Genomic DNA, 21,124 nt, shown 5'->3' on the forward strand with positions numbered 1-21,124 from the left:
TGTAGATGTCTATGTTGCATTGTGCTGTCGAGAGTTTAGTAATTTCTCTCATTCTCCCATACCGATTACTAGACGACCCTTATTTATCAATGCACTATTTTTTTATTCTGTCAATGCGTAAGTCCTATTTAATTATAATCTTAGGATGTAAAGCCGTATTATCTTTAACAGTTGCAACCATGGGAATTTGGTTGATATTATTTGAAAAACGACGTTTGTATGGTTTATTAGCTGTTATTAGTGGTCTGACTTGGTTGATCATTGCAACTAAGTTAATTATTCCAACTTTTAGTGGTGCAGAAGCAGCAGCAGTAGGACGTTACAGTTATTTAGGTAATTCAGTTTTTGAGATTGCTAAAAATTTAATTTTTCAGCCAAATTTAATATTAAGTACAGTCTTTTCTTTAGATAATTTAGGATATATAGTTTTATTATCAGCACCAATAATATGGGGTTTATCTACTGCTAGTTTAAAACCTTTGGTTGGTGCTATTCCTTGTGTATCACTTAACTTATTAGCTGACTATCAAGCCCAAAAAGACTTACTACACCAATATTCATTACCAGCTATACCATTCTTGATATTGGCTGTTATTGCTAGTCTTTCAGTCGGTAAGGGATTGGTACAAAATAAACGAGGAATTATTATCTGGTCATTAATCACATTCTTATGTTTAGCAAAATTTACTCATTTCACTAGTAAATATTTAGAATATGTAGATAATTTATTTGCTACAAGAGAAGCTATTTCTTTAGTAAAAAGCCAAGGAGGTGTTTACACAACATCAGAAATCTCTCCACATTTAAGCAACCGTGAGTTAATTAAATTTACAGATGCAGGTTCTCCGATTCAAAACTTAGATATTTTTGATTATGTCTTATTAAATGTTCGTCATCCTGGTTGGCGAAGTAATCAAGAATTTGCTCAAAATCTGGTTCAAAAATTAGAAAATAATCCAAACTTCCAAAAACAATATCATCAAGATGATGTTTTCTTATTTCTGAAAAAATAATAAAATTTAACGACAGAAATTACCAATTATCCATCAAATCAATTGTAACCGTGAAGCAGCCGATCTATTCCCTAGTTATACCCATTTATAACGAAGAAGAAAACATTACCGAAATGTACCGCCGTCTTGCCGATGTTATGGAACAATTAGACGGTGATACAGAACTAATTTTAATAGATGATGGTAGCCGCGATCGCTCATTAACCATGATGCGCGAATTACATCATCATGATCATCGAGTTCGTTACCTTAGTCTAGCCCGAAATTTTGGTCATCAAATAGCCGTTACCGCAGGATTAAACTTTGTCCAAGGTAAAAGTATCATCGTCATGGATGCTGACTTACAAGACCCTCCAGAATTAATTTTAACCATGATTGAGAAATGGCAACAAGGTTATCAAGTAGTATATGCCCAAAGAATATCCAGACAAAAAGAAACTTTACTAAAACGCTTCACAGCCTATCTTTTCTATCGTATCCTCAAACGTATGGCTAAGGTTGACATTCCCGTTGATACAGGAGACTTTTGTTTAATGGATAGACAAGTGGTAGATATACTCAACTCTATGCCAGAACGCAACCGTTATATTCGCGGACTACGCGCTTGGGTAGGTTTCTCGCAAACATCTGTCTTATTTGAAAGAAAACCCCGTTTTGCAGGAGATGTAAAATATACTTTTACTAAGTCTTTCTCCTTAGCAATTGATGGTATCATTTCCTTTTCCACTGTTCCCTTAAGACTGGCAACATATTTAGGCATCATATCAGCTACCATTGCCATGATTATGATATTATTGGTACTTTATTGGCGAATATTTGCCCCAGTATCTCATCTCATTGGTTACACATTAATTACAATTGCCATGTTTTTCTTAGGTTCAGTACAATTAATTTGTATTGGTATTTTAGGTGAATATATTGGCCGAATATATGAGGAAGTTAAAGGTCGTCCTCTTTATACATTAAAGGAAGCCGGAGGTTTTACAAAAACAGAAAATAACTAACTAAAAAAAAGCAATAATATTCCATCAATAAAAGTCAGGTAAAATCAGTGTCCATATCAGAATTTATTTTACTTCTCATGTCGGTTCTCATCAGCGTTACTGGACAATTTTTCTTGAAAACAGGAGCGCTCAAACTAGGTAAAGTCCACGCTGGAAATATTCTCAGTCATATTCTCAGCATGATCACCATACCAGAACTTTTACTAGGAATCACTTGCTATGGTATTGGTGCTATAGCCTATATCTTACTACTCACAAGAGTAAACCTCAGCATTGCAGGTCCTGCGGTATCGGTAGGTTATATATTTTCTGTACTAATAGGATACTTTGTTTTGAAAGAACCTATTTCTGTTACTCGCGTTTTTGGATTAGGTTTTATTGTTCTAGGTGTTATATTAGTAATTTGGAAAAAATAAGATATGCTGGATAATATCATAGACCAAAGATTATCAAATAATTATCAATCAATTAACTAGAACATTTAGGTAGAACATTTAGGCATCTTTTAGCAATAAGCTGATGTGCAGCACTCACTGTATAACTAAAAAACCTAAAATTACTGTAGTGCAAGCATCTTGCTTGTATCTATTATCCAAATTAAAAGCACAAAAGCTTAGTATCTACTAAAACTAGAAAACATCATCACTTTATGAAAAAATGTCATCAGTGATGATCTAATTCTCAACTTGTCAATTCTGATTAATGAAACACTTAGTAACTAGTACAACTAGATATCATCTTTGGAACATATCTAGCAAAATTGACGACTAATATCGCAATTATTCTCTAAATCATGTAAATAATCTCATGCAATTTTCCTGATTACTAAATAAAATCTTGAGAATCGAAGGATACAGATAAATGTGTTATAAACTATTATCAGAGCCATCTTTGCCTTCATCGATCGCTCAAACCTTGAAGGAGTTATACTGTGGAACATAATCATAATAAATCGTTTTTTTGGTCGCAAGGAATATATATTGCTTTACTTGGGTTAGCAGGTACTTTTAGCCTGGCTTTGATGATTATGTTTAAGCCTAACAATTCTGAAGCCCAAATTAAGGATACAATTACTACTAGTATTGCCAATAATACACCAGTACAACAGCGTTTAGAGCAATTAAAAGTAGAAATGCTGAATATTTGGCAGAAAGAAGCACAGTCTAAAGATGTTGCTCCTGATGTACCATCTCGTTTTCGAGGTGCTACTATTGAAGAAGCTAAACTTGCCCCAGAACATAAAGTTATCGCGTTGACTTTTGATGATGGTCCTTGGCCTAAAAGTACAGCGCAAGTCCTAGATATTTTAAAGAAAGAAAATGTTAAAAGTACATTCTTTGTCGTAGGACAAAATGTTAAAAATTACCCTGCTTTAACTAAACGCATAGTAGATGAAGGACATACCATTGCTAACCATACCTGGCACCATTGGTATCATCAAATGAACCCTCAAGTAGCAGCTTATGAAGTAGCAAATACAACAGATATTATTTTAAAAACCACAGGGGTGAAAACAAGTTTATTTCGTCCACCTGGTGGTAACATGAGGAACGGGGTAGCTAGTTATGCTAGAAGTAACAAGTATGCAATTATTATGTGGTCTTCTGACTCTATAGACTACTCGCGTCCTGCTGTACCTAGACTACTTAATAATATTTTCAAATCAGCAAGACCAGGCGGTATTGTATTAATGCATGATGGGGGTGGCGATCGCTCACATACAGTCAAAGCACTACCAGAAATTATTAGTAGGTTTCGTAAACAAGGTTATAAATTTGTCACAATTCCTGAATTACTAGAAATGAAAGACCAGGAAAGTGAGAAAATAGCACAACAGCAGGAATTAAAACCGAAAAATTAATAAAAATTAATAAAAATTAATAAAAATTAATGAAAATTGTAGGTTGGGTGTAAAAACCCAACATTACCCTACAATTATATAGCAATTGCCGTTTAATTAAGGTTTAAGTAGTAATAATCAAACGCAGATGGACGCAGATAAGAACCGCATCCTACCAATGTGCCAGTTGTGTAAGTCCTGGCGTATTTTCTAACTAAGATTTGAGGATTTACAGCAGTTTCCGATATTCTGAGGTACAGATATTAATGATAAAATCTTTGTAGTGCGGGCATCTTACCCGCTAATATTGTACCTCAAACAGAAGGAATGTGCTGTAAGATGGGGTTTATATACGCCATCTTCAAACCACATTTACATCTAGACAGATGTGAGTTGTTTTTCTTCAACCTTAGCTTCTGGACTTTCCGCTTCAGAAGGTGGTACTAATTGCCAGAACTTAGACAAATATTCATGCCAATTATCAAGAATTAACTTAGCTTTTTCTGAACCTGTACGCTCATAATGGGCTTTTATTAAATCCTGTAACTGCTTAATTCCAGCTTGGGATGTAACTTTTTGTACTTTCACAATTGTCTTATTAACCAAAGCAGGGAAAGTTCCATCTTCATCCAAGAAATAACCCAAACCACCAGTCATACCTGCTCCTACGTTACGACCAACTTTACCTAACACTACAATTACGCCACCTGTCATATATTCGCAACAGTGATCTCCCGTACCTTCCACTACTGCCGTACCCTTAGAATTACGGACAGCGAAACGTTCACCACTTTTACCGTTAGCAAATAAACTACCTCCCGTAGCACCATAAAGGCAAGTATTACCAATAATCACATTTTCGGCGGGGTTGTAGGTAGCATCTGCGGGAGGTTTAATGATAATTTCCCCTCCATTCATCCCTTTGCCCACATAGTCGTTAGCCTCACCAATTAATGTTAAGGTGAGACCGTTAATATTAAACGCGCCGAAACTTTGCCCCACACTACCGGAGAAGTTGAGGTTTATATTGCCTTTAAAACCGTCATCACCGTAAGCGATCGCAATTAAACCAGATAATCTCGCGCCCACAGTTCTATCGGTATTCACCACAGACATAGTTTTACTAACTAGACTGTGATTAGATATTGCTGCCTTAATACTTTCATCAGCAATAATTTGATCATCTAAAACAATACCATTACCATGAACTTTCTCATGTTCTAACCAACTTCTATCAGTGCGAGTATCTGGTAGTTGAGTTAAACAGTCTAAATTCACAGATTGAGTTTTTGTCAACTTTGCATCATTACGTAAAGTTAGTAAATCAGCACGCCCAGTAATTTCTGATAACGAACGATAACCTAACTTAGCCAATAAACTGCGAACCTCTTCTGCGACAAAGTAGAAAAAATTAACAACGTGTTCTGGCATACCTGTGAAGCGTTTCCGTAGTTCCTCTTTCTGAGATGCGACACCTACAGGACAGTTGTTAGTATGACATACCCGCGCCATAATACAACCTTCCGCAATCATGGCAATTGAGCCAAAACCAAACTCTTCCGCACCCATTAAAGCACCCATGATCACATCCCAGCCAGTTTTTAACCCGCCATCTACTCGTAAAATAACGCGATCGCGCAATTTATTTTCTAGTAATACTCGATGTACTTCAGTTAAACCCAGTTCCCAAGGACTTCCAGCGTGTTTAATAGAAGATAGGGGAGATGCACCAGTACCGCCATCATGTCCAGAAATTTGGATAATATCCGCATTAGCTTTAGCTACACCTGCTGCAATTGTACCAATGCCCACTTCAGACACCAATTTTACAGAAACTTGTGCTTGAGGGTTAATTTGATGCAGGTCAAAAATCAACTGTGCCAAATCTTCGATAGAGTAAATATCATGGTGAGGTGGGGGTGAAATCAGCGTTACACCAGGTTTAGAACGACGTAACATAGCTATGTATGGACTTACCTTTGGTCCTGGTAACTGTCCACCTTCACCGGGTTTTGCACCTTGAGCGACTTTAATTTCCAGTTGTGTAGCTGTAGCCAAATATTCAGGAGTGACACCAAAACGTCCTGATGCAATTTGTCGAATAGAACTAGCAGCAGTATCACCATTTCTCAAACCTTTGAGATGGGGTAAAGTGGGAGACTTGCCAGACTCATCCACATCGTGTAATGTGCCGTATCTAATCGGATCTTCTCCACCTTCACCCGAATTAGACTTACCACCAATGCGATTCATAGCGATCGCTAAAGTTTCATGTGCCTCTCGTGACAAAGCACCTAAAGACATACCTCCAGTACAGAACAATTTAACAATTTCAGTGACCGATTGTACCTCATCTATAGAAATTGGTGAGCGATCACTGCGAAAATCTAATAAATCGCGTAACGCTGTCACAGGTCTACTTTCAAGATACTGTTTATAAACCTCGTAATGATCATATTTTTGATCCTTAACAGCCTTATGCAAAGCCTTAGCCATATCAGGATTATTAACATGATACTCCCCACCAGGACGATACTGCACAAAGCCTAAATTTGCCAACTTCTTAGTTGTCAACTCAGGGAACGCCTGACAATGGAAAGATAACACCTCCTGCGCCAGATCCTCCAGACTCAAACCTCCAATACGGGATGCAGTACCTCTAAAACCCACAAACAACAGATCACCACCAATACCAATAGCTTCAAATATCTGTGCCGCTTGATAACTAGAAAGTAGAGAAATACCCATCTTAGAAAGGATTTTCAACAAACCAGACTCTACCGACTGGCAATAATTTCTGATAGCCTCCGCCCAAGTTAAAGCAGCGATCTTACCCCTTTCCATAAACTGTTGCGTTCTTGGTTCATGCCACCACGCGCTTACAGTATCTAACGCCATATAAGGACAAACAGCACCAGCACCATACCCTAACAAACAAGCAAAATGATGGGTACTCCAACATTGGGCAGTATCTACTACTAAAGAAGTTTGCATCCGTAAACCTTGGGCAATTAAGTAATGATGCACAGCCCCCACAGCTAACAAAGGAGGAATATAAGTATATTCTGCATTAATACCATTACCAGAGCGATCGCTTAAAATGATAATTTTTGCACCAGCACGTACAGACTCAGCCGCTTGACGTTGTAAAGATTCCACAGCAACCTTTAACCCATCCTTACCAGCAGCAATAGGGAATAAAGTAGATAATTCAGCCGTACCAAAACCCGAAAGTTTGATAGCCTCTAACTGAGACTGGGTAAGTACAGGAGACTCCAACTTAATTCTTTTCGCGTATTCTGGTTTAGGTTCTAACAAATTACCACGTTCACCCAACTCCACCGTTAAAGACATCACCAACTTTTCCCGCAAAGGGTCAATGGGAGGATTTGTGACTTGAGCAAAACGCTGTTTAAAATAGTCATAGAGTAAATGGGGTTTACTGGACAACACAGCCAAAGGAATATCATCCCCCATACAAAAAGTTGGTTCAGCACCCGTACTTGCCATAACGTGAATAACCATATCCACATCTTCATTAGTATAGCCAAAAGCTATTTGTTGCTGTAACAAACTTTCACGATCAATCTTTTCTGCTGCATAATGACTATTACCATTAGCAGAAGAATTACTTAATGTTTGCAAATCTTGACGATATTCCTTTAACCATGCACCGTAAGGATGTTTTTTGGCAATACGCTGTTTAATTTCCCAATTTTTTAGCACCTCTTGGGTATTCAAGTCCACAGCGATCATTTGTCCTGGTCCGAGTCTTCCCTTTTCCACAATATTAACTTCAGGAAAATCTACCACACCTGCTTCCGAACCAACCACGATATAATCATCTTTGGTAATCACATAACGAGCAGGTCTCAAACCGTTTCTATCTAAAGTTGCACCTACCTGTTTGCCATCACTAAAAACTAATAAAGCTGGACCGTCCCAAGCCTCTTGCAAACCACTATAGTACTCGTAAAAATCCACAATTTCGGGGTATTCAACTAAGGAAGGTTGATTTTTATATGCTTCTGGAACCATTACCATCAAACCCTCTAACGGGCTACGTCCTGAACGTACCAGCAACTCTAATACATTATCTAAAGTTGCCGAATCACTATTATTCACATTTACTACAGGTTTAAGTTCATCAAATCTATCTTCCCAGATAGGATGACTTAAAGTAGCTTCCCTAGCCATCATCCAGTTAATATTACCCAACAACGTATTAATTTCTCCATTATGTCCCAACAACCGCATAGGTTGAGCTAAAGGCCATTTGGGCATAGTATTGGTACTAAATCGGCGATGATATACAGCATAAGGTACAATAAAAGCTGGGTTTTTTAAATCCTCATAAAAATCACCTAACACAGCCGAACGCACCATACCTTTATACACTATCGTGCGAGTAGATAAAGAACACACATAAAAATCATCGGAAATTTTACTACCCGCTTGCATAATTCTGCGACGAGCAATATATAGTTCTCTTTCTAACTCATCACCACTTTTATCAGCACAGTGAATAATAAATTGTTCTATTTGTGGTTGATTTTCTCTAGCTTGCACACCTAAAGATTCAGGACGCACAGGAACAACACGCCAAGCTAATATGTTTAAACTTTCTTCTTTTGCTACCTTCTCCACGTTAGCCCTTGCTGCTGCTGCTAAATTAGCATCTTGTGGTAAAAATACCATGCCCACAGCCATATTACCAAGAGACGTAAAATCAATTTCCGTATAAATTTGTTTCAATAATTCCCAAGGAATAGCAGTTAGTATTCCCGCACCATCACCAGAGTCCTGATCCGCACTACAGCCTCCACGATGTTCTAAACAAGTTAAAGCATTTAATGCTTGTTGAAGAATTTGATGACTAGCAATATTACGACGATGAGCAATAAAACCTACACCACAAGCATCTCTTTCTTCTACTAACCACCTTTGTCCAGGATAGGTATCTTGAATTTCCATATTATTGATATTATTGACTGTTGTAATATTTTGACCCTGATTCATGACTTGATCATTCATAGTTTATTTCTAGTCCCTGAAATTTTGTTGATGTGATTGAAAAACGTAAAATGTCAACTTGCTGAATTTTTGACTGGTAAAGACTTTCGCCCTCTGGTATGAGTTAAAGTACGTTAGAGGTGATATTTTGGCAACAATTAACATATTTTCCATACCTGAATCACTCTGCAACAGATGTTCACAGCAATACTCAGCTTTAGTTCTCACTTGATAAAAATACATAATTGTCCAAACTGTCCAACCACAAATTATAGAGAGCAAAATTCCAGTTTTAGCTTGACATTTCGCCAAAACTGTGTAAATTTCATCTATTGATTGTGTATGCACTAGCTAAGATGAATATTGTCACAACCCGCACTTCTTCCCATGCAGCCTAAAACCCATAATTATACTATATGGCCATTTGACAATTCCTAAAAATATATTAAGGTCTATATTTCGACTGCTATTGAACCACCAATAATGGTACGTTCTAGGAATTATTCTCAGAATACGACCATACTCATCTTTGATCACGATGGATATTTGTGTTTTCCACTGTAAACTTTACAACTATACACTGTTAGTCGCTAAGTAAATCGTATTATTTGCAACAATTATTACTAGTATTTTTAGCTGTATAATTGTCTTTGAGTTTTACAAGAGACAAAACCCCAATATGAATAATATCACGTTTGTTTCCCAAAAAGCAATGGTTTTTTTAATAGTTACAATTTTTTTATCAAGATGATGGAATTACCGAATGAATAGATATAGAATCATCAATGATCAATGTCAATATCCAGGGAACAGGAACAGCGGACATCAAGATTTCATCAAATATTGACCATTATTATAACGTTTCCTAGTCTAATGAACTACAAAACTAGCTTTATAACTCACTTGAATGAATATTGAATAATAATTCAATATACCTTAACCATCTTGCATAGATTACATAACTTACTCAAAATTTACCACAAAGCCATTCCGCAAGCCAGTGTTATTCTTGAGTGCAACACGAGGATCAGGGTTAATTAACAGTAACTCAAACGCTAACAATTACTAACAATTACCTACTTATGCTTACTGTACAAAGTCACACCTCTAAACTATATGGCAGTAAGTTAGCAGTTGTGGATAGATTTTATCCTAGCAGTAAAACTTGCTCTGATTGTGGAGAGAAACAATCTCAATTACCACTATCACAAAGAGTGTTTAAATGTGGTAAATGCGGTTTTGAGTGTGACAGAGATTTAAACGCGGCAACAAATTTAAAAAAGAAGTGGTCAGTGACATTGTCGAACTGCGGTTAGACTAACCGTGTTAGCCTGTGGACTAGATAGGCTAATGTGCAGCACTCACTGTATAATTAAAAAACCTGAAGTTACAGTAGCACAAGCATCTTGCTTGTATTAATTATTCAAGTTAAAGGAACAACAGCTTAGTGCCGACACTTCTAGGATAAAGCAGGAAGAAAAAGGGAACTTTTGTTAGCATTAGTTAGCTTTTTTATATCAGAAAAAGTCAAAATTCTTGATTCTGACTACTGACTACTGACTACTAATTACTGGTTACTATAATTATGTTATTACTCTTTTCTACCTTGCTGTCTTTCACAACAGCCTATCCACACTCTAATCAGAACATTTCTAAATTAGCCATTGTCTATCAAAATAAATTATTACCTATCCCAGAAAAATCCATCAGTAAAAGTTCTCCACAATTGACTTCCTTATCTACTCCCATCATGGGTAATAGAATAACTCTTAATGGTCGTACATTACCAGGAATGTGGATACAACAACAGGATCAGTCTGGTCAAATTAGGACTTATATTAATGATGGAGCAATCCGACAATTATGGGGAATAGATTTATTAAACACTAATAATCCTAAACTTCAACCAATACAATGGTTTTCTTCTCGTAACAACCCAATTATTTTAACAGCGCAACTTTCCAGAGGATACCGCTATGTAGATATTACCAAATTAGCTCAAGCAGCAAAATGGCAAATAGAAACACAAGATAACAGTACTAACAACTTAGTAATTAATACTCCCATATCACAAATTACCAACATTCGTCAAGGTAAAGTAAATACAGGAGATAGATTAGTATTGGATATGAACTTACCCACACCTTGGCAAATTAGACAAGAATTACCAGTTAAAAAAGTAATTGATCCTGATGAAATAATTCCTAATACCAATCCTAACATACCTAAAAAACCAGCAGTTCGAGAGTGGACAATTACCCTCGATGGTATTATTGATCCTAACATAATTCAACGTTATAACTCACAAACAGAACCAACAGCTAAATTAACAATACCAACACCCACATCTACCAAAGAAACATCAAAACTATCACAAGTAGAACTTCCTAAGATAATTAGCAAAATTGAAGTTGTTAATAATAAAACTGTTATTCGTTTACAAGTTGCCTTTGGTCAATCTTTACAAATTAATACACTTAATAAACCTTATCGTATAGTAATTGACTTACGTGAAGATGCTTTATTACCAAAGAGTATAGCTTGGGCGCAGGGATTACAATGGCAACAACAATTTATTAAAATAGACAAAGATCGTTTTCCTGTAGTTTCCTTACTTATTAATCCTCGTACAGTAGGTTTAAGCATCAAACCAATAATAAGTAATAATAAAAGCGTCACAGGAACAGCACCGCTTTTACAAACCGCTCAAAACAACATAGCAGTAGCAGCGATTAACGGTGGTTATTTTAACCGTAACAATAAACTACCATTAGGAGCAATTCGTAGAGATCAACAATGGATATCAGGACCAATATTGAATCGGGGAGCGATCGCCTGGAATAATAGAGGACAATTCTATTTTGGCCGTCTCACACTTATAGAAACCCTGACCACAGACAATAACCAAACCTTACCAGTCATTTTACTAAATACTGGCTATATACAGCGTGGAATTGCTCGTTATACCACAGCTTGGGGAAAAACATACACACCACTAACCGATAATGAAATAATCTTCATCATCGAAAATAATCAAATTACAAATAAAATAGCAGCCGGAAAAGCAGGAATAACACCTATACCAATTCCTGAAAATGGATATCTGCTGACTTATCGTAATAGCACCAACACAGAAACAGGAACATTAAACATTGGTACAAAAGTTAATCTTACCAGCAACACTACACCCCCAGAATTTAATCAATATGACCATATAATTGGTGCAGGACCATTATTAGTGCAAAATAAACAAATAGTTCTTAATGGAGAAGCGGAAAAATTCAGTCCTGCATTTATGAAAGGTCAAGCAGTGCGTAGTAGTATATGTACACTCAGCAATGGTAACTTATTAATTGTAGCTGTAAATACCCGTGCTGGAGGTGCAGGACCAACATTAGCAGAACAAGCAAAAATAATGCAAAATATGGGATGTGTCCATGCGTTAAATTTAGATGGGGGTAGTTCCACAACTTTATATTTAGGAGGACAGCTATTAGATCGTACACCGAATACAGCCGCAAGCGTACATAATAGTATTGGTATTTTTTTAGAAGAGAAATAGCTATCAGCTATCAGCACTTCCCACTCCTCAAAGTTAACAAAAAGCTGTATTTCCCAAGATAAAGATTTTATGTAAAAACCACTATGTTAACTGCTTTAAGATTAGAATTTCATCTTAGCCAAGCCAGGGAATTAATTCCCTGTCTCATAGCTGAATTACGTTAAAACCAACTCCCGACTCCCCACTACTAAAACTTATATCAACATCAAACAATTATGGCTATATTATCAGAAACCAAAACAAGTCCCGCCATTACCTTGACTAAAAATGTATCATCTAGTGAAATGCGTCCTTGGGGTTCATTTACAATCTTAGAAGAAGGGCGAGGATATAAAATAAAACGTATTGAAGTGAACCCTGGACATCGCTTAAGTTTACAAATGCACCATCATCGTAGTGAGCATTGGATAGTAGTGTCAGGAACAGCTAAAGTAACTTGTGGTAATCAAGAAATACTATTAAATAACAATCAATCAACTTATGTACCTCAATGTACAGTACATCGTTTAGAAAATCCAGGAGTCATTCCCCTAGTTCTCATAGAAGTACAAAATGGTGAATATTTAGGAGAAGATGATATTATTCGCTATCAAGATGATTATGCTCGTAATCAGAAATAGCTATCAGTAGTCAGCCGTCAGGAGTTGGGAGTGAGAATAAAAAATTTTCTCCCCTGATACCTGTACTCCATTACCTGATAAATTAGGATTAGCCAACCTGTTCATTTTCTTTGCAAATTGCATGATTCATTTGAGTATAGCAGCCACTCATGAGATAAAACGTTTACAGTCTAAGCAACCAACAAAAAACCTATTACGCTTACAAATTAAATCAGGAGGTTGTGCTGATTGGCTTTATGACCTTTCCTTTGATAAAATAGTAAGACCTGAAGATCAGCGTTTTGACATAAACGGTATTTCCTTAGTTATAGATACTACAAGTCTAAATTATATTCAAGACTTATTAGTAGATTATTCAGAAGACTTAATGGGAGGTGCTTTCCGTTTTCATAACTCCCAAGCCACATCTACCTGTGGATGTGGAAATTCATTCTCAGTAAATGCTGGTTAATTAAGCTAATGTGCAGCACTCACTGTATAGTTACAGTAGCACAAGCATCTTGCTTGTATTAATTATTCAAGTTAAAGGCACAACAGCTTATCAAGTGCGCGGTGTGCAGTGCTATAGCACTACGCGTTAAGGTTAGGAAAGTTGTAAAGATTGAAACTGAATCATAGCTCAATTGTGTATTCTAAATACTACATTCTTAATTGTGTGTAGTGGTATAAACCGCTCCTGACTCCTGACTCCTCTTGCCAAAATTATTGACAAAAAAACCAGAAAAAAGATATAATTAGGATTTGTTAAAACTTAGACCAATAAAGCAGCATCACGCGCTGTAACTCATGCCAACTATACAGCAGCTAATCCGTAGTGAGCGCGAACTAGCGCGTCAGAAAACGAAATCTCCCGCTCTGAAACAATGTCCTCAACGCCGAGGAGTATGTACCAGAGTTTTTACGACCACACCTAAAAAGCCTAATTCAGCCCTCCGCAAAGTGGCTAGGGTCAGACTAACATCAGGGTTTGAAGTCACAGCTTACATTCCCGGTATTGGTCATAACCTCCAAGAACACTCTGTGGTAATGATTAGAGGTGGTCGGGTAAAAGATTTACCGGGGGTAAGATATCACATCATTCGTGGTACTTTAGATACAGCCGGAGTGAAAGACCGTAAACAAGGTCGTTCCAAATATGGAACTAAACGCCAAAAAGCGAAAAAATAAGTAGTTGGCGGTTAATCGCTGAATACGGTTAATCGTCATTACTCAAGATAGGATCAGTCAGAAAGTTAAGCAGAGTTTTTTCATAACAATTAAGCTGCACACCGTCATAAGTGAGCCCTGGCCAGAATTTATGAGAGTGTAACCTGTTCTAAATCTATAGATAATCCTGTCAACGATAACAAAACTTGAATTTAATTTGTAATTAATTTTTAAAGTTGATGCTGTTGTCGTCTTGTGTATTTAGTTTTTTGTAAGTCAAAAGATTAATTTCATCAGACTCTCACTAAAAACTAAAATTTAGGAAATTTAAGCGGCTAAAATACCGCTTTTAGTTTCCCTTGTGCTGATACCATAGAAATTCTCAGATCAATTTTTGTGATCAATTTTTTGGTCAAATTCCCAATTCAAGGATGAAGTATGTCTCGTCGTGGAGTTAGTCAAAGGCGGCCAGTACCGCCGGACTCAGTATACAATAGTCGTCTTGTCAGCATGATCATGCGACGGATAATGCGTCATGGCAAAAAATCCATTGCTGCTAGAATAGTTTATGATGCTTTCAAAACTATTGAAGAAAGAACAGGTGGCAACCCCCTGGAAACCTTTGAAAAAGCGGTACGGAATGCAACCCCATTAGTAGAAGTAAAAGCCCGCCGTGTAGGTGGTGCGACTTATCAAGTGCCAATGGAAGTACGTACAGATAGAGGTACAACCTTAGCATTGCGATGGTTAGTACAGTTTTCTCGTCAGCGTCCAGGAAAAACAATGGCTGGAAGATTAGCAAATGAGTTGATGGACGCAGCTAATGAAACAGGTAATGCTATCCGTAAGCGCGAAGAAACGCATCGGATGGCGGAAGCTAATAAAGCATTTGCACACTATCGTTACTAAGTAAGGAACGGTATATCGCCTAGTTGCAAGCGGTATATCGTATAATTGTCAGAGCAGACGGTTTCCGTAAGAAAAAGTATAGAATCTTCACAAAGATTAATATACAAGATGTCATTCAATAAAAACGATAGGAGGTAACTGTGGCACGGACTAACCCGCTAGAAAAAGTACGCAATATCGGTATTGCGGCGCACATAGATGCGGGAAAAACAACAACAACAGAGAGAATATTATTTTACTCTGGGATTATTCATAAAATCGGTGAAGTTCACGAAGGAACAGCCGTAACAGACTGGATGGAGCAGGAGCGGGAACGGGGAATTACCATCACTGCTGCTGCAATTAGTACCGCATGGAAAGATCATCAAATTAACATTATTGATACTCCTGGTCACGTAGACTTCACCATAGAAGTGGAACGTTCTATGCGAGTATTAGATGGTGTGATAGCTGTATTTTGTTCCGTAGGTGGTGTACAACCTCAGTCGGAAACAGTATGGCGGCAAGCGGATCGCTACAAAGTGCCTCGCATTGCCTTTATTAATAAAATGGATCGCACAGGAGCGAACTTCTATAGAGTTCATGATCAAATGCGCGATCGCCTGCGTGCAAATGCCATTGCTATTCAATTACCCATCGGTAGTGAAACAGAATTTCAAGGTATTGTGGACTTGGTAAAAATGTGTGCGTATATTTACACAAATGACCAAGGAACAGACATTCAGGAAACAGAAATTCCCGCTGAATTAGCAGCAAAAGTAGCAGAGTATCGGACAAAGCTGGTAGAAGCAGTAGCAGAAACAGATGATGCTCTGATGAACAAATACTTTGAAGGGGAAGAACTGACAGAAGCAGAAATTCGTGCTGCCCTACGTAAAGGTACAATTGACGGTACAATAGTACCCGTTCTTTGTGGTTCAGCCTTTAAAAACAAAGGTGTGCAATTAATGTTGGATGCAGTAGTGGACTATCTACCAGCACCTACAGAAGTACCACCAATTCAAGGTACACTCCTGAATGGTGATACAGTAGAACGTCATGCTGATGATAACCAACCCCTAGCGGCTCTGGCCTTCAAAATTATGGCAGATCCCTATGGTCGTCTCACCTTTATTCGTGTTTATTCTGGTGTCCTGAAAAAAGGTAGCTACGTTCTTAACGCTAGTAAGAATAAAAAAGAACGCATTTCTCGCTTGGTGCTGATGAAAGCAGACGAGCGGCAAGACGTGGATGAATTGCGAGCAGGGGATCTGGGAGCGGCAGTAGGATTAAAAGACACCTTGACAGGAGACACATTATGTGACGAAGGATCACCAGTAATTCTGGAATCCTTGTTTATCCCTGAACCTGTGATCTCAGTGGCGGTGGAACCCAAAACTAAGAATGACATGGATAAGCTGTCAAAAGCACTACAATCACTATCAGAAGAAGATCCTACTTTCCGTGTGAGTGTTGATCCAGAAACTAACCAAACTGTAATCGCTGGGATGGGTGAATTACACCTGGAAATTCTGGTAGATCGGATGTTGCGGGAATTTAAGGTAGAAGCTAACGTGGGCGCGCCTCAAGTAGCTTACCGGGAAACTATCCGTAAACCAGTGACCAGAATAGAAGGTAAATTCATCCGTCAAAGTGGTGGTAAAGGTCAATACGGCCATGTGGTGATTGACTTAGCACCAGGGGAACCAGGTACCGGTTTTGAATTTGTTTCTAAGATCGTCGGTGGTTCTGTACCCAAAGAATATGTCGGTCCTGCAGAACAGGGCATGAAAGAATGTTGTGAATCTGGTGTAGTTGCTGGATATCCCATCATTGATGTCAAGGCTACTTTGGTAGATGGTTCTTACCACGATGTGGACTCTTCAGAAATGGCTTTTAAAATCGCAGGTTCAATGGCGATGAAAGAAGCAGTATCTAAGGCTTCACCTGTGCTTTTAGAACCTATGATGAAGGTGGAAGTAGAAATACCTGAAGACTTTATGGGGACTGTGATCGGTGATTTAATCTCTCGCCGAGGACAGATTGAAAGCCAAACTACTGAAAATGGACTGGCTAAAGTGGCATCAAAAGTTCCACTGGCAACTATGTTTGGTTACGCTACGGATATCCGCTCCAAAACCCAAGGTCGAGGCATTTTTACGATGGAGTTCAGCCACTACGAAGAAGTACCTCGTAGCGTGGCAGACGGCATCATTGCTAAAAGTAAAGGCAACGCATAATTAGCATAATTAGAATTACAAAAGGAAACAACTATTCATGGCACGCGAAAAGTTTGAACGGAAGAAACCTCACATTAATATCGGTACTGTTGGTCACGTTGACCATGGTAAAACCACTTTAACAGCAGCTATTACCATGACTTTGGCCGCTATGGGTCAAGCTGTGGCTAAGGGTTATGACCAAATTGATAACGCTCCTGAAGAAAAAGCACGGGGTATTACAATTAATACTGCTCACGTTGAGTATGAAACTGAACAACGTCACTATGCTCACGTAGACTGTCCAGGTCACGCTGACTATGTGAAAAACATGATCACTGGTGCAGCACAAATGGATGGTGGTATCCTAGTGGTGGCTGCTACAGATGGTCCTATGCCCCAAACCCGTGAACACATCCTCTTAGCTAAACAAGTAGGTGTTCCTAGCTTGGTGGTTTTCTTGAATAAAGAAGATTTAATGGATGACCCAGAATTATTAGAATTGGTAGAATTAGAACTGCGTGAATTGCTTTCTAGCTACGATTTCCCAGGTGATGATATCCCCATTATTAAAGGTTCTGGTCTCCAAGCTCTTGAAGCAATGACCGCTAACCCCAAAACCCAACGCGGTGAAAACCCCTGGGTAGACAAAATCTATGAACTCATGGATGCTGTAGATTCTTATATCCCCACTCCAGAGCGTGATGTAGATAAGCCCTTCTTGATGGCGGTAGAAGACGTATTCACCATTACTGGTCGTGGTACAGTGGCTACTGGTCGGATTGAACGTGGTAAGGTGAAAGTTGGTGATACCGTTGAGTTAATTGGTTTAAGAGATACTCGCAGTACCGCCGTTACCGGAATCGAAATGTTCAAGAAGAGCTTGGATGAAGGCATGGCTGGTGACAATGCTGGTGTGTTACTACGTGGTTTGAAGAAAGAAGACGTAGAACGCGGTATGGTAATCGCTAAACCCGGTTCTATTACTCCTCATACTCAGTTTGAAGGTGAAGTTTACGTTCTCACTGATAAAGAAGGTGGCCGCAAAACTCCATTTTTCGCCGGTTATCGTCCTCAGTTCTATGTGCGTACCACTGATGTAACTGGTACAATTAAAACTTTTACCTCTGATGATGGTAAGGCAGTGGAAATGGTTATGCCTGGCGATCGCATTAAGGTGACTGTAGAATTAATTACCCCTATTGCCATTGAACAAGGTATGCGTTTCGCTATTCGTGAAGGTGGTCGCACCATCGGCGCAGGTGTTGTTGCCAAAATCCTTAAATAACACCTTTTTTGTTTAAAAACAAGGGAGCAGAGATGTTCATTTTCGTCTCTGCTTTTTAGCCGTCAGCAGTTAATAACAGCACAGAGTAGGAAGCACAGAAGAAAATTACTTATTCTGACTCCTTGAACTCCTGACTCCTTTATCTCCTCATTTATACAATTCACAGAACCAGGAAAACTAAAAATGGCAACTTTACAGCAGCAAAAGATTAGAATTCGTTTAAAGGCTTTTGACAGACGCTTATTAGATACATCTTGCGAGAAGATTGTTGATACCGCTAACCGTACTAATGCCACAGCTATTGGACCAATTCCTTTACCAACAAAACGTAAGATTTATTGCGTACTTAGATCCCCTCACGTAGATAAAGATTCCCGCGAACATTTTGAAACTCGTACTCATCGCCGTATTATTGATATCTACCAGCCTTCTTCTAAAACTATTGACGCGCTGATGAAGTTGGATTTACCCTCTGGTGTGGATATTGAAGTCAAGTTATAAGTTATTATAGCTATCAGCAGTCAGCTTATGGCTAACGCCCCCAAGGGTACAGCTATGAGCTATAAGAATTGCTTTATAAGTAAAGTAATTATAAGCAAGATAATTTAAACAAGATCCTCAACAAGAAGATCCCCGCCTTCTTAAAGAAGTCGGGGATCTGAAATTTTTGACTAATAATTTTGATTAATTGATTATGACTAAATGATCACAATAAAAACTATTATTCTGTGATTATTCTGCTATTTTTCTATATATAGTAATCGTCAATCTGCAAATCTAAATTTAAAAGTATAAAATATAATATTGAAAATATACCTGTAAATTTATACCCAATTACAATGACTTCTTCTTCTAAAATTGCTGTCCGTGAATTACCTTTGTTTCCTTTACCAGAGGTAGTGCTTTTCCCTACTCGACCATTACCTTTACACATTTTTGAGTTTCGCTACCGAATTATGATGAATACAATTTTGGAAAGCGATCGCCGTTTTGGTGTGTTAATGTTTGATCCGGTAAAGGGTACAATCGCTAATGTGGGTTGTTGTGCGGAAATTCTCCATTATCAGCGCTTACCAGATGATCGCATGAAAATGTTAACTTTAGGACAACAAAGATTTCGGGTTTTAGAATATGTCAGAGAAAAACCCTATCGTGTGGGTTTGGTAGAATGGATTGAAGATCATCCACCATCTAAAGATTTACGTCCTTTAGCTGCGGAGGTGGAACAATTATTAAAAGATGTGGTACGTCTTTCTGCTAAGTTGACAGAACAGGATATTGAATTACCTGATGATTTACCAGATTTACCTACTGAGTTATCCTATTGGGTAGCAAGTAATCTTTATGGTGTTGCTCCTGAACAACAATCTTTGTTAGAAATACAGGATACAGTAGCTCGTTTGGAACGAGAAGCGGAAATTTTAACTTCTACTCGTAATCATTTAGCAGCGCGTTCTGTTCTCAAAGATACTTTTAATGAAATGGAATAGTTATCAATAATAAGATACCCGATTTCTTTTTTGATTTTGTAAATAACTTGTGAATCACTAGTTAGTAAATTATGAGTCAATAATAAGAAGTTGGGGATCTCAAGATTAATTCAATATTAATTATTTGAGGTGAAATGATGGTTATTGCTAATGTTAATCCACCTATGATAACTCCAGAAGTGATAACAACTCATTTGACTTTAGATGAGTACAGAACAATGGAGGAAACTGCTACAGAACGTCATGAATATTATAATGGAAAGATAATTAATATGCCAGGTGGTTCAGAAGTTCATAGTCGTATTGCTGTAAATATTACTTCTTTCCTGAGTTTTACTCTACGAGATACTAATTTTCAAGTTTATAATGGTGATTTAAGAATTTGGATTCCTAATTTTAATCATGGAACTTATGCGGATGTTTTTGTAATTAATGGTGAACCACAATTTAATGATCATCGCAGTGATGAAATTCTCAACCCTTTATTAATTATTGAGGTGCTTTCTCCTTCCACTGAAGGTTATGATAGAGGAGATAAATTCAGAAGATATCGCTCTCTTGCTAGTTTTTGTGAATATGTCCTGGTTAGTCAATTTGAACCTTATATTGAACAATATTATAAAGAACAACATGAAAATAATGATCACTGGGAATGGCGATTTTATGATCAGATAGATCAATCAATTTTTCTGCGTAGTTTAAATGTGGAAATTGCTTTACAAGAAATTTACCGACGGGTGAAATTAGCTTAGTTAAAATGTTGAGAAAAGATAATATAAAAATTATTAAATAATTATTAAATAATTATAAATTATGACCACAATTATCCTCAAAAATACAGAATATGGTTGGATTTTTACCGAAGAGAAACTTCTACAAGATTTTATTTGCGAGAATTTAGAAAATAGCTTAGATATAACCCACATTCCGCACCCTCAACTGTCACAGATCAAAAAAGCCATTGAAGTAGTACATAATAACTAAAGGTCACTCAAAAATTAAGAGGCTTAATGAGAATAAATAGCATTAAAAATGAGAGGA

General features: G+C 37.7%; 17 protein-coding genes. 16 read left to right on the plus strand and 1 reads right to left on the minus strand.

Features of this window, described 5'->3' with window-relative positions; translation table 11 throughout:
* Positions 1-113 precede the first annotated feature (113 nt).
* The 4 genes from H6F32_RS18450 to H6F32_RS18465 all read left to right on the plus strand — a co-directional run bounded on the left by H6F32_RS18450 (position 114) and on the right by H6F32_RS18465 (position 3,878).
* Positions 114-1,013 carry a DUF2079 domain-containing protein gene (locus H6F32_RS18450; RefSeq protein WP_242031180.1) on the plus strand — a complete coding sequence of 300 codons (900 nt, stop codon included), beginning with the start codon at positions 114-116 and terminating at the stop codon, positions 1,011-1,013.
* Between the two features lie 50 nt (positions 1,014-1,063).
* Complete coding sequence (locus tag H6F32_RS18455) at positions 1,064-2,017, plus strand: glycosyltransferase (protein ID WP_190370753.1); 954 nt, start codon at positions 1,064-1,066, stop codon at positions 2,015-2,017.
* A gap of 47 nt (positions 2,018-2,064) precedes the next feature.
* On the plus strand, positions 2,065-2,433 hold the full coding sequence (locus H6F32_RS18460) for an EamA family transporter (protein ID WP_190370754.1): 369 nt from the start codon (positions 2,065-2,067) through the stop codon (positions 2,431-2,433).
* Between the two features lie 515 nt (positions 2,434-2,948).
* The gene (locus H6F32_RS18465; protein ID WP_313926668.1) at positions 2,949-3,878 is read left to right on the plus strand and encodes a polysaccharide deacetylase family protein; all 930 of its coding nucleotides are present in this window, start codon (positions 2,949-2,951) and stop codon (positions 3,876-3,878) included.
* A 357-nt stretch (positions 3,879-4,235) separates the two neighbouring features.
* On the opposite strand, the gene H6F32_RS18470 is transcribed toward H6F32_RS18465, so the two are convergent.
* A complete protein-coding gene (locus tag H6F32_RS18470) occupies positions 4,236-8,891 on the minus strand; it encodes a glutamate synthase-related protein (protein ID WP_190370755.1) in 4,656 nt (1,551 codons plus the stop codon).
* 1,061 nt (positions 8,892-9,952) lie between these two features.
* Between H6F32_RS18470 and H6F32_RS18475 the strand changes: the two genes are divergently transcribed.
* The 12 genes from H6F32_RS18475 (at position 9,953) to H6F32_RS18530 (ending at position 21,067) form a co-directional block, all read left to right on the plus strand.
* Complete coding sequence (locus tag H6F32_RS18475) at positions 9,953-10,186, plus strand: zinc ribbon domain-containing protein (RefSeq protein ID WP_199294631.1); 234 nt, start codon at positions 9,953-9,955, stop codon at positions 10,184-10,186.
* A gap of 269 nt (positions 10,187-10,455) precedes the next feature.
* Positions 10,456-12,432 carry a phosphodiester glycosidase family protein gene (locus H6F32_RS18480; RefSeq protein WP_190370756.1) on the plus strand — a complete coding sequence of 659 codons (1,977 nt, stop codon included), beginning with the start codon at positions 10,456-10,458 and terminating at the stop codon, positions 12,430-12,432.
* Positions 12,433-12,647: 215 nt separating this feature from the next.
* Positions 12,648-13,052, plus strand: coding sequence for a phosphomannose isomerase type II C-terminal cupin domain (locus tag H6F32_RS18485; RefSeq protein ID WP_190370757.1), 405 nt, complete (start codon positions 12,648-12,650; stop codon positions 13,050-13,052).
* A gap of 121 nt (positions 13,053-13,173) precedes the next feature.
* The gene (locus H6F32_RS18490; RefSeq protein ID WP_190370758.1) at positions 13,174-13,503 is read left to right on the plus strand and encodes an iron-sulfur cluster assembly accessory protein; all 330 of its coding nucleotides are present in this window, start codon (positions 13,174-13,176) and stop codon (positions 13,501-13,503) included.
* Between the two features lie 335 nt (positions 13,504-13,838).
* Positions 13,839-14,219, plus strand: a complete 381-nt coding sequence (rpsL, locus tag H6F32_RS18495) for a 30S ribosomal protein S12 (RefSeq protein WP_190370759.1) — start codon at positions 13,839-13,841, stop codon at positions 14,217-14,219.
* Positions 14,220-14,636: 417 nt separating this feature from the next.
* Positions 14,637-15,107: a 30S ribosomal protein S7 gene (gene rpsG, locus H6F32_RS18500; RefSeq protein ID WP_190370760.1), complete on the plus strand. Its 471-nt coding sequence runs from the start codon at positions 14,637-14,639 to the stop codon at positions 15,105-15,107.
* A gap of 140 nt (positions 15,108-15,247) precedes the next feature.
* Complete coding sequence (gene fusA / locus H6F32_RS18505; RefSeq protein ID WP_190370761.1) at positions 15,248-17,326, plus strand: elongation factor G; 2,079 nt, start codon at positions 15,248-15,250, stop codon at positions 17,324-17,326.
* A 37-nt stretch (positions 17,327-17,363) separates the two neighbouring features.
* Positions 17,364-18,593, plus strand: a complete 1,230-nt coding sequence (tuf, locus tag H6F32_RS18510; RefSeq protein WP_190370762.1) for an elongation factor Tu — start codon at positions 17,364-17,366, stop codon at positions 18,591-18,593.
* 183 nt (positions 18,594-18,776) lie between these two features.
* Positions 18,777-19,094, plus strand: coding sequence for a 30S ribosomal protein S10 (rpsJ, locus tag H6F32_RS18515; protein WP_015113498.1), 318 nt, complete (start codon positions 18,777-18,779; stop codon positions 19,092-19,094).
* A gap of 338 nt (positions 19,095-19,432) precedes the next feature.
* Positions 19,433-20,083, plus strand: coding sequence for an LON peptidase substrate-binding domain-containing protein (locus tag H6F32_RS18520; RefSeq protein ID WP_190370763.1), 651 nt, complete (start codon positions 19,433-19,435; stop codon positions 20,081-20,083).
* A 137-nt stretch (positions 20,084-20,220) separates the two neighbouring features.
* Positions 20,221-20,835 (plus strand): Uma2 family endonuclease, encoded by a 615-nt coding sequence (locus tag H6F32_RS18525; protein ID WP_190370766.1) that lies wholly within the window; start codon positions 20,221-20,223, stop codon positions 20,833-20,835.
* 61 nt (positions 20,836-20,896) lie between these two features.
* Positions 20,897-21,067 carry a hypothetical protein gene (locus H6F32_RS18530; protein ID WP_190370764.1) on the plus strand — a complete coding sequence of 57 codons (171 nt, stop codon included), beginning with the start codon at positions 20,897-20,899 and terminating at the stop codon, positions 21,065-21,067.
* The last annotated feature ends 57 nt before the right edge of the window (positions 21,068-21,124 follow it).

Origin of the sequence: Anabaena sp. FACHB-1237 (genome assembly GCF_014696225.1) — a bacterium.
Classification (GTDB): domain Bacteria; phylum Cyanobacteriota; class Cyanobacteriia; order Cyanobacteriales; family Nostocaceae; genus FACHB-1237.